At 73.2% G+C, this 9716-nt stretch carries 7 protein-coding genes, 1 tRNA gene and 1 pseudogene; 7 read left to right on the top strand and 2 right to left on the bottom strand.

What is annotated here, in order from left to right; translation table 11 throughout:
• The 7 genes and pseudogenes from CCN35_RS12865 to CCN35_RS12835 form a co-directional block, all read left to right on the top strand.
• Positions 1-225, top strand: a pseudogene (locus CCN35_RS12865) (metabolite traffic protein EboE); the annotation flags it as partial.
• Positions 222-1643, top strand: a complete 1422-nt coding sequence (locus tag CCN35_RS12860) for an alkaline phosphatase family protein (protein ID WP_067388894.1) — start codon at positions 222-224, stop codon at positions 1641-1643. The pseudogene CCN35_RS12865 and the gene CCN35_RS12860, both read left to right, overlap by 4 nt.
• Positions 1640-2815 carry a sugar phosphate isomerase/epimerase family protein gene (locus CCN35_RS12855; RefSeq protein WP_385882508.1) on the top strand — a complete coding sequence of 392 codons (1176 nt, stop codon included), beginning with the start codon at positions 1640-1642 and terminating at the stop codon, positions 2813-2815. Before CCN35_RS12860 ends, CCN35_RS12855 begins: the two co-directional genes overlap by 4 nt.
• Positions 2816-3060: 245 nt before the next feature.
• Positions 3061-3147, top strand: a tRNA-Leu gene (locus CCN35_RS12850).
• A 199-nt stretch (positions 3148-3346) separates the two neighbouring features.
• A complete protein-coding gene (locus CCN35_RS12845; RefSeq protein WP_086792693.1) occupies positions 3347-3952 on the top strand; it encodes a class I SAM-dependent methyltransferase in 606 nt (201 codons plus the stop codon).
• A gap of 109 nt (positions 3953-4061) precedes the next feature.
• The gene (locus CCN35_RS12840) at positions 4062-4559 is read left to right on the top strand and encodes a hypothetical protein (protein WP_086792691.1); all 498 of its coding nucleotides are present in this window, start codon (positions 4062-4064) and stop codon (positions 4557-4559) included.
• A 141-nt stretch (positions 4560-4700) separates the two neighbouring features.
• On the top strand, positions 4701-7433 hold the full coding sequence (locus tag CCN35_RS12835; RefSeq protein WP_211285516.1) for an ATP-binding protein: 2733 nt from the start codon (positions 4701-4703) through the stop codon (positions 7431-7433).
• On the opposite strand, the gene CCN35_RS12830 is transcribed toward CCN35_RS12835, so the two are convergent.
• Both CCN35_RS12830 and CCN35_RS12825 read right to left on the bottom strand, forming a co-directional pair.
• Complete coding sequence (locus CCN35_RS12830) at positions 7434-8288, bottom strand: STM4011 family radical SAM protein (RefSeq protein ID WP_086792689.1); 855 nt, start codon at positions 8286-8288, stop codon at positions 7434-7436. It abuts the gene before it with no gap.
• 21 nt (positions 8289-8309) lie between these two features.
• Positions 8310-9716 (bottom strand): STM4012 family radical SAM protein, encoded by a 1407-nt coding sequence (locus CCN35_RS12825; protein ID WP_079129515.1) that lies wholly within the window; start codon positions 9714-9716, stop codon positions 8310-8312.

Raw genomic sequence — 9716 nt, 5'->3', positions numbered from 1 at the left:
GCCCCCCTCACCTCCACCCTCCCGGTCCTGAGGACCGCGCTGACCCGGCTGGTCGGCGGCCCCCGTCCGCTCACCCGCCACCTCGAGGTCGAGACCTACACCTGGCAGGCCCTCCCGCCCGAGCTGCGCCCCCGCGACCGCGCCCGGCTCGCCGACGGGATCGCCGCCGAACTCGCCCTCGTCCGCGACCTGCTGACCGACCTCGGCCTGAAGGAGCTGCCATGAGCCGAACCGAGGGACCCACACCCCTGCTCGTCCTGGACGTGGTCGGCCTCACCCCCCGGCTCCTCGACCACATGCCCCACCTCAAGTCCCTCGCCCGCTCCGGCTCCCACGCACCGCTCGGCACCGTCCTGCCCGCCGTCACCTGCACCGCCCAGTCCACCTTCCTGACCGGCGCCCTGCCCTCCGAGCACGGCGTCGTCGGCAACGGCTGGTACTTCCGCGACCTCGGCGAGGTCCTGCTGTGGCGGCAGCACAACGCCCTGGTCGCCGGCGACAAACTGTGGGACGCCGCCCGCCGCGCCCACCCCGGCTACACGGTCGCCAACATCTGCTGGTGGTACGCCATGGGCGCCGACACCGACATCACCGTCACCCCGCGCCCCGTCTACTACGCCGACGGCCGCAAGGAACCCGACTGCTACACCCGCCCGCCGTCCCTGCACGACGAACTCACCGGGAAGTTCGGCACGTTCCCCCTCTTCCACTACTGGGGACCGGGAGCCGACCTGGTCTCCAGCCAGTGGATCATCGACGCCACCCGGCACATCAACCGCACCCGCCGCCCCGACCTGACCCTCTGCTATCTCCCGCACCTCGACTACGACCTGCAGCGCCACGGCCCCGACGACCCCCGCTCCCTGCAGGCGGCCACCGACCTGGACGCGGCCCTGGCGCCCCTCCTGGACGACGCCCGCGCCGAGGGCCGCACCGTCGTCGCCCTGTCCGAGTACGGCATCACCCGCGCCGACCGTCCCGTCCACATCAACCGCGCCCTGCGCCGGGCCGGCCTGCTCGAGGTGCACACCCAGGACGGCATGGAGTACCTCGACCCGACAGCCTCCCGAGCCTTCGCCGTCGCCGACCACCAGATCGCCCACGTCTACGTGCGCCGCCCCGAGGACCTGGAGGCCACCAGGGCCGCCCTCGACGGCCTGCCCGGCATCGACCTGCTCCTCGACGACGAGGGCAAGAAGGCCCACCACCTCGACCATCCGCGCTCCGGCGAACTCGTCGCCGTCGCCGAACCGGACGCCTGGTTCACGTACTACTACTGGCTCGACGACGACCGCGCCCCCGACTTCGCCCGGCTGGTCGAGATCCACCGCAAACCCGGCTACGACCCGGCCGAGCTGTTCATGGACCCGCTCGACCCCTATGTCAAGGTCAAGGCGGCCACCGCCCTGGCCCGCAAGAAACTCGGGCTGCGCTACCGCATGGCCGTCGTCCCTCTCGACGCGTCCTTCGTCCGCGGCAGCCACGGCCGCCTCCCCGACAGCGACGACGACGGTCCGCTTCTCATCTGCTCCGTCCCCCACGCCGTCGGCGACCGCGTCGCGGCCACCGACGTGAAGGCCCTGCTGCTCCACCTCGCCGGTCTCGGCGGACCCGACCACCAGTCCAGAGAGAGGCACCCGTGAACGACATCCACATCACCGACCACGACACCGGCGACCGGCTGCGCCGCAGCCTCGGCATCGGCCGCCGCCGCTTCCTCGGCACCTGCACGGCCGCCGCGGCCGGTGCGATCGCCGCCCCGGTCTTCGGCGCGGCCCCCGTGCAGGCGGCGCCCGCCGCCGGCCTCCCCGCCGCCGGCGTCCCCGGCAGAGGCAAGGGCCATCCGCTCGTCCCCGAGGACAAGCGCGGCATCATCCTCTACACGGTCCGCGACGCGATCGGCCGCGACCCGCACTCCACCCACCTGCCCTCCGGCTTCCGCGCCGTCTTCGCCCAGCTGGCCCGGTTCGGCTACCGCCAGGTGGAGTTCGCCGGCTACAGCCAGCACCCCGACGCCCCCGGCGGCGCGGACCTGGGGAACGTCAAGGGCGCCCGGCTGCTGCGCCGCTGGCTGGACGACCACGGGCTGCGGGCCCGGGGCAACCACGGCTTCATCCCGCCGTCCTGGCCCCTGACCAAGGAGGACCTGGACACCTTCAAAAGACAGCTGGAGATCGCCTGCATCCTGGGCATGGACCACATGGGCACCGGCGCCGACCCCACCGACAGCTCCCACAAGGCCGACTGGGACGTGGCCGCCGACAAGTGGAACACCCTCGGCGAGATCGCCCGCAGGGCCGGGATCAAGCTCTACACCCACAACCACGACGCGGCGTACGACTTCCTGCTCGACCGCGGCCCGCTCGACGCCCAGGGCCGTCCGACCCGCAGCTCCGGCATCCGCAAGCTGGAGTACTTCCTGTCCGTCACCGACCCCGGGCTGGTCTGGCTGGAGATGGACATCTACTGGGCGCACGTGGCCCAGTACAAGTTCCGCACCTACACCGCCCCCGACGGCTCCACCCGCACGAAGATCTTCGACCCGGCCGGCCTGGTCGCCCGCCACAACAAGCGCTACCCGCTCTTCCACGCCAAGGACGGCGTCGTCAACACCACCAACGGCCAGGGCTACGACATGGTCCCCTTCGGCACGGGAGACATCGACTACACGACGTTCTTCTCCCGGGTGGGCCATCACCACTACCACAACCCGATGGTCGAACAGGACAACGCCCCGAGCGACGGCGACCCGGCCCGGTCCCTGGAATGCGCCCGGATCGGCTACCGGAACCTGGCCGCCCTGCGCCGCAGGTAGCACCGCCCGGACACGGGAGGACCCGCCCGGGGCCCGCGGGGGACCCGCCCGGGAGGGCACAGGGAGACACGAGGAGACACGGAGGGACACACCTGACGGTGTCCCTCCGGTCACCTTCCGTGCCCGCCTTGCGGGTCCCCGGCCCCTCCCGGGGCGGATACGCAGGTGAAAGGCACTCCCAAACCTTGGTATTGTTGTCCTGTCGCCGCGGGGAACACGCTCCCCGCCCAGGCGGCCCACACTTCGTCCGGGTGGCGGAATGGCAGACGCGCTAGCTTGAGGTGCTAGTGCCCGTATAGGGCGTGGGGGTTCAAGTCCCCCCTCGGACACCAGCTGATACCCCTGTTCACCAGGGGTTTTCTGCTTTCCGGGGCCGTGGTGCAGGACCGGTGCGGGGCCATGGCGCGACCGGCCGCGCGCCCCACGGCCCGAGGATTCCCGGGCCGGACCAGGAAGACCCCTTCCGGATCAGGAACCCTCCTTCCGACGGCACACGGTCAACCTGCGACGGGCCGACCTTAGGGTGGGCGCATGAGTCGCTGGAGGGAGCTGACGGGGGAGACGTCCGGAGAGGCCTACGCCGCACGGTTCGCGGCCCTGGCCCGCAGCGGGAAGGACGTCCACGGCGAGGCACGGTTCTGCGCGGCCCTCGTGCCGGCCGGAGCACGGGTGCTGGACGCCGGATGCGGTACCGGACGGGTCATGATCCGGCTCGCGGAACTCGGGTACGACTGCGTCGGAGTGGACCTCGACGCATCCATGCTGGCGGTGGCGCGCAGGCAGGCGCCGGAGCTTCCCTGGTTCCAGGCCGACCTGGCCGAGTTCGACCCCGCTGCGCTCGGCATCGCGGCGGACTTCGATCTCGTGGTCGCGGCGGGCAACGTGATCCCGCTGCTCGCCCCCGGCACCGAGGCCACGGTGATCGAGCGTCTGGCCGTGGCCCTGCGCCCGGGCGGCCTGCTGGTCGCCGGCTTCGGCCTGGACGAGGCCCACCTGCCCGTGCCGCCGAGCATCACGCTGCCGGAGTACGACACCTGCTGCGCTGCGGCCGGTCTCACCCTCGTCGACCGTTTCGCCACCTGGGACGCCGACCCCTACGACGGAGGCGGCTACGCCGTCAGCGTCCACCGCCGCTGAGCACGCGAGGACCCCTCGGCCACCGGGCATCCGGCGGCTCCCGCGACGAGCGAAGCCGCCGCCTCGAGGCGACGGACGCGCAGGCTCGCCGCCCGACGGATGCCGTCCGGTGGGGCAGCGTGAGATTGCCGCCCTCAAGCACAGTGTCGAGTGGGAACATTTCGTCACCGAGTACCCCGATGTCGCGGAGAGCGAGGCCGACTTCGTCGACCATCTCGAGGCCGCCCTCGCCCCGACGTTCCGGGTGGCCGAGCCAGCCGGGCAGAAGGACGGCGAGTACGCCCGCCACGTACGGTGGCTGGAACCACGGATCCGGGAGTACCGGGAGCTGCTTCACCGCACGAACATGCGCGCCGTGCAGGAAAGGATGCACACGGACGGCCTCCCCCCGGTCGCGGCCGTCGTCATCACCCGGGAACTCCTCGGCCCCGGCCGCCACAGCCTGGAGGACGCACGCGACATCGTGCTCGGCGATCCGGCCTGGCATCGACTGGCCCGCATCCACCGGCGCACCGGAGCCTGGCTCGACCAGGAACTTGAACGACTGCAGGAAGCAGCGGTCCGCATCGCGCCCCACCAGGCGGGCAGACCCGGGCACACGGCGTGAACACCACGTCACACCCGCCCGCAACCAATTCCCCGGCATCCCTGACGCCCCTGTGCGCGCTTCGCTACTCTTCCCGGCACACCGGCAGATCAGGGGGGCAACGACGTGCCGGAACGGCAACGCGCGGGGAGGGCCACCATCGTGGGCGGACACGATCGACGGGGAAAACCCCTCCTGTACGAGCGCGAGAACGAGGTGACCGCCGCACGGATCGCGGTGGACCGGCTCTGCGCGGGCGACGAGGACGGCGAGGACCGGCAGGGCGGGCTGCTGTTCTACAGCGCGGCCGCCGGGCTGGGCAAGACGACCGTGCTGGCCGAGGTCCGGCGCATGGCCACCGCCCGCGGCTGCACCGTGCTGTTCGCCCGCGGCAGCGAGCAGGAGCACACCGTCCCCTTCCACGTCGTACGCCAGTTGCTGCAGCCCGTCCTCGCGTCCTGCACCGAGGCCGAGCGCCGTGAGATCTTCGGCGGGTGGTACGAGATCGCCGGTCCCGCCGTCGGCCTGTTCGCGCAGCAGACCGGCGCCCCCGTCCCGGACCCCCAGGGCGTCAGGGACGGCCTGGACTGGGTCGTCACCCAGATCGCCGTGCGCCGGGCGCCGGTCGTGATCGTCCTCGACGACGCCCACTGGGGAGACCTGGAGTCGCTCGCCTGGCTCGCCGCCTTCGCGGTGCGGGCACGGGAGCTCCCCGTGCTGGTGGTCCTCGGCTACCGCCCGGACGAACTGCCCGACGGGGCCGTGGAGTTCCGCGAACTGGTCGAGGGCCGCAGCACCCGCCCGATCCCGCTGCACGCCCTCAGCCCGGAGGCGGTGGCCGACCTGGTGCGCGGCTCGCTCGGAGCGGAGGCCGACGACGTCTTCTGCCACGAGTGCTGGGTGGTCACCGGCGGCAACCCCTACGAGACCGTCGAACTCGTCGCCAAGGTCCAGGACCGGGGCCTCGCCCCGGACGCGGAGTCGGCCTCCCTGCTGAGGGAACTCGGGGCGAGCGCACGGGGCACCGGACTGGTCAAACGGCTGGAGCGGCTCGGCCACGCCAGCGTCCGGCTCGCCTGGGCCGCCGCGGTGCTCGGCACCGAGATCTCCGCGGACCTCGCCGCGACCGTGGCCGGATTACCGCCGGCCGAGGCCCTGAGCGCCGTGGACCGGCTGCGTGTCGCCCGCATCCTCACCGGCACCCGGACCCTCGAGTTCGTCCACCCCCTCATCGCCACCGCCGTGTACCAGGCCATCCCGCCGGCCACGCGCACCGCGCTGCACGGACAGGCCGCCTGGGCGGTGGCCGACGCCGGCCTGGGCATCACTGCCGCCGCCCGGCACCTGCTCGAGACCCACCCCGAGGGCGACCCGCACACCGTCCGGCAACTGCGCGCCGCCGCCCGCGAGAACCTCCGTCTGGGCGCGCCCGACGCCGCCCGGCGCTGCCTGGAACGCGCGCTGCGCGAACCGCCGGCGCCCGAGGACCGCGCGGACGTGCTCCACGAACTCGGCTGCTCCGCCCTGCTCACCGCCCCCGCCACCACGGTCAACCACCTCACCGCGGCCCTGGAGCAGCCCTTCCTGAGCCCCGAACTCAGGGAGAACGCCACCTTCCGGCTGGCCCAGGCCTTCGCCCACAACGACGAACTCGGCAAGGCGGCCGCCGTCGCCGGTGCCGAGGCCGCCCGGGCGGAGTGCCCCCGGGCGCGGCTGCGTCTGCAGACGGCGCACTACCTGTGGCTGACCTTCGACGCGCACGAGACGCAGGCGTCCGACCGCTCCCGCCGGCTCGCACGGCTCGTCGGGCAGCTGCCCGGGGACACCACCGGAGAACGGGCCCTGCGGTGCCTCCGCGCCTGGGACGCGACCCTGCGCGGGGAGCCGGCCGCGGACATGCCGGCCGTCGCCGCCCGCGCCGTGGGCCTGAGCTACACCGACCCGGACTGGGGCTTCGAACTGCCGAGCCTGACCGCGCTCGCCTACATGTACGCCGACGAGTGCGACCGTGCGGAGGAGCTGTTCGGCTCGGCCGTCGAGGAGTGCGAGAAGGTCGGCTGGGGCGGCGCCCACCTCTCCTTCGGTTTCACCCTCCTCGGTCTGGTCCGGCTGCGGACGGGGAAGCTCGCCGAGGCGGAGCGGTGCGCACGTGAGGGAGTGCGCCTGGCCGAGCGGGTGGGCGACCGGGTGCCCGCCCGCTGGTACGCCGTGGGGCTGCTGGTGGACGTCCTGCTGTCCCGGGGACGCCCACAGGAGGCACTGCGCGTCGCCCGGACGTACGACTTCGCACCCCCCTACCCGAACGCGGTGGTCTTCCCGGACGCCCAGACCGTCTACGGACGGCTGCTTCTCGCCCACGGCCTGCGCAGGGAGGCCGAGGCCCAGCTCGCCGCCGCCGGGGAGCGGCTGGAGGCCAAGGGCGTGCACAACCCGACCTGGTGCCCCTGGGCCGGACACCTCGCCCTCGCCGTCGCCGAGGAGGATCCCCGGCGCGCCCGCGCCCTCACGGCGAGGATGCTGCGCCGGGCGGAGCGCTTCGGCACGCCCACCGCCATCGGCGAGGCACTGGGCTTCAGCGCGGCGGTGGCCGAGGCCGGGCAGGCGCTGCCGCTGCGGGAGCGCGCGGTGGAGACACTGCGCCGCTCTCCCAGCCGGCACCTGTACGCCGAGGCGCTGATCGAACTCGGTGCGGAGCTCGGCCGCACCGGCCGCACCGACAGGGCGGCCGGGCTTCTGACCGAGGGCATCGAGCTGGCGGACCGGTGCGGCGCCGGTCACCTCGCCGAACGAGGCCGCGCGGAGAGAGCGGGAATGACAGCAACGACAGCCCGGCCCCACGGCAGCCGCCCCTCGGCGCAGCGCGGGGCGAACACCGCGGAGCCGAGCCGGCCGTGATCACACCGTGGGCGGCACGGCCGGGATCCGCTCCAGGACACCGCCCGCGAACACGTCGTACAGCGGCAGCGTCTCCAGGTGGACATAGCCGATGTGACAGTCGCAGACGGCCAGCGGGCACGGGCGGGGACGCAGGGCCCGCCGGTAGGAGCCGTCGTACAGGTTGCCCAGCTTCGTGCGGACGAAGTGACAGCGGCGCACCGTGCCCTCCCCGTCCACCGAGACGACCGACTCTCCCGTGCGGCAGGGCAGGCCGGCGCTGCGGTGCGGGTGGCGGCTGTACGGGAAGAGCGGGTCCAGGGCGGTCCACCGGTCGGCCTCGGCGTCGGTGTAGGCGTGCCCCTCGGCGGCGTTGACCCACAGGTACACATGGGCGGGCAGATCGGCGCGCAGACGGCGCGCGTACTGAAGGTGCTCCGGCAGCCCGACGACACCGACGCTGTAGCGGACGCCGCGGGCGGCCAGGTCGTGGCACTTGGCCAGGAAGCGGTCGTACGGCGTCTGCCCGGGGTGGAAGGTGCACCACAGGGCGAGGGTGTCCAGGTCGGCCCCGTCCAGCCAGTTCGTACGGCAGCTGAGATTGGTCTGGATCGCCACCCGGCGGATGTGCGGCAGCCGGCTCAGCTCCACGAGCGTGCGCCGGTACCAGGAGCGCACCAGGCCCTCGCCCCACGGGGTGAACAGCACCGAGAGCCGGTCGTCCCGCTGCGCGGCCGCCCAGGCGGCGAAACGTTCCAGCGCGGCACGGTCCGCGGCCAGCTGGGCGGGACTGTCCCGGCGCTTGGCGAAGGGGCAGTACGGGCAGTCGTAGTCGCACGACGCCAGCGGGCCGCGGTAGAGGATCGTCAGGTCCATGAGGTCTTCCGTCGCTTCGGGTCACTTCGGTTCGTACGCGGCCATGCGCGCGCGCACGGCGGCGGAGAACAGCTCGGGGCCCAGCGCGTCGGAGTGGGCCAGCCCCTCGGGGGACAGCCGCAGCAGCTGTGGGCCGGCCGAGTCGTCCAGCCAGCCCCGTGCGCGGAACCGGGCCAGCTCGGCGGCGAAGTCGTCCTCGGGCGCGGTGCCGAAACGGGCCCGGTAGTCCGCGACCGGCATGCCCTCGGCCTGCAGCAGCGACTGCAGCAGATGGCGGCGCCGGGCCTCGTCCCCGTTCATCTCCCAGCCGAAGTCGGCATGGCGGAAGTCGTCGACGGAGCGTGCGACGTACTCGTCGACGATCCCGCGTATGCGGTGCATGTCCACCGCGTAGTCGAAGGAGTAGTGCAGCGTGGAGGTGTACGAGCGGGCGCCGCAGCCGAGGCCGACCATGCCGTCGGTCTGGCACGTGTAGTCCTCCCCGCCGGCGGCGGGGGCGTCCGCACGGCGGAACATGCGCATCGACACCTGCTCGTAGCCCCGCGCGAGCAGATGGTCGCGCCCGTGGCGGTACAGCCGCAGCCGTTGCTCGTCCCAGGCGGCCTCGTCCCGTCCGGTCGCGTCGGCCGCCCGGTCGCGGTGCCGGCCGAGACCGGTGAGCGGACGCACATAGAGCGGGTAGAGGTACAGCTCCTCCGGCTGCCAGGCGAGGGCGGCGTCGAGGGAGGTGCGCCAGGACTCCTCGGTCTGGCCCTCGATGCCGTAGATCAGGTCGATGTTGAGAACGGGAAAGCCGGCGTCGCGGATCCGGGCGAGGGCCGCCTCGACGTCCGCCCGGCGCTGGGGGCGCACGGCCGCCCGCGCCTCGGAGTCGACGAAGCTCTGCACGCCCAGACTCAGCCGTGTGGTGCCCCGGGCGGCCAGCACGGCCAGCCGGTCGGCGGTCGCCGTGGCGGGCGAGGCCTCCACCGACAGGGGGATCGCGGTCAGGTCGGCGCCCAGGACGTGCTCGGCGAGGTCGCACAGCCGCTCCAGCTCCGCGGCCGTGAGGAAGGTCGGGGTGCCGCCGCCGAACGCCGCGTTCGTGAACCGGGCCCCGTCGCCCAGTGCCTCGCGCACCGCGGTCGCCTGGCGCTCCAGTGCGTCCAGATAGGCGGTGGTCAGGCCGTCGGGCGCCCCGATCCGGGTGAAGAGATTGCAGAAGCCGCAGCGGACCTCGCAGAAGGGGATGTGGAAGTAGAGCGAGAGGGAGTCCTTCGGCTCGTCCGCCCACAGCTCGCGCAGCGACGCCCGCTCCCGGCGCAGCGGGCGGTAGGCGGTCTTGTGCGGGTACGCGTACACGTACTGCTGGTACGGGCGGACGGCGGGCGTGGCCGCCTCCTCGGCGAAGGACGGCGTGTGCGTGGGGGCGGGCAGGGGAGTGAGCAT

This window comes from Streptomyces thermovulgaris (assembly GCF_002155915.1).
Taxonomy (GTDB): domain Bacteria; phylum Actinomycetota; class Actinomycetes; order Streptomycetales; family Streptomycetaceae; genus Streptomyces; species Streptomyces thermovulgaris.
This window is presented reverse-complemented; position numbering and strand designations above follow the sequence as displayed.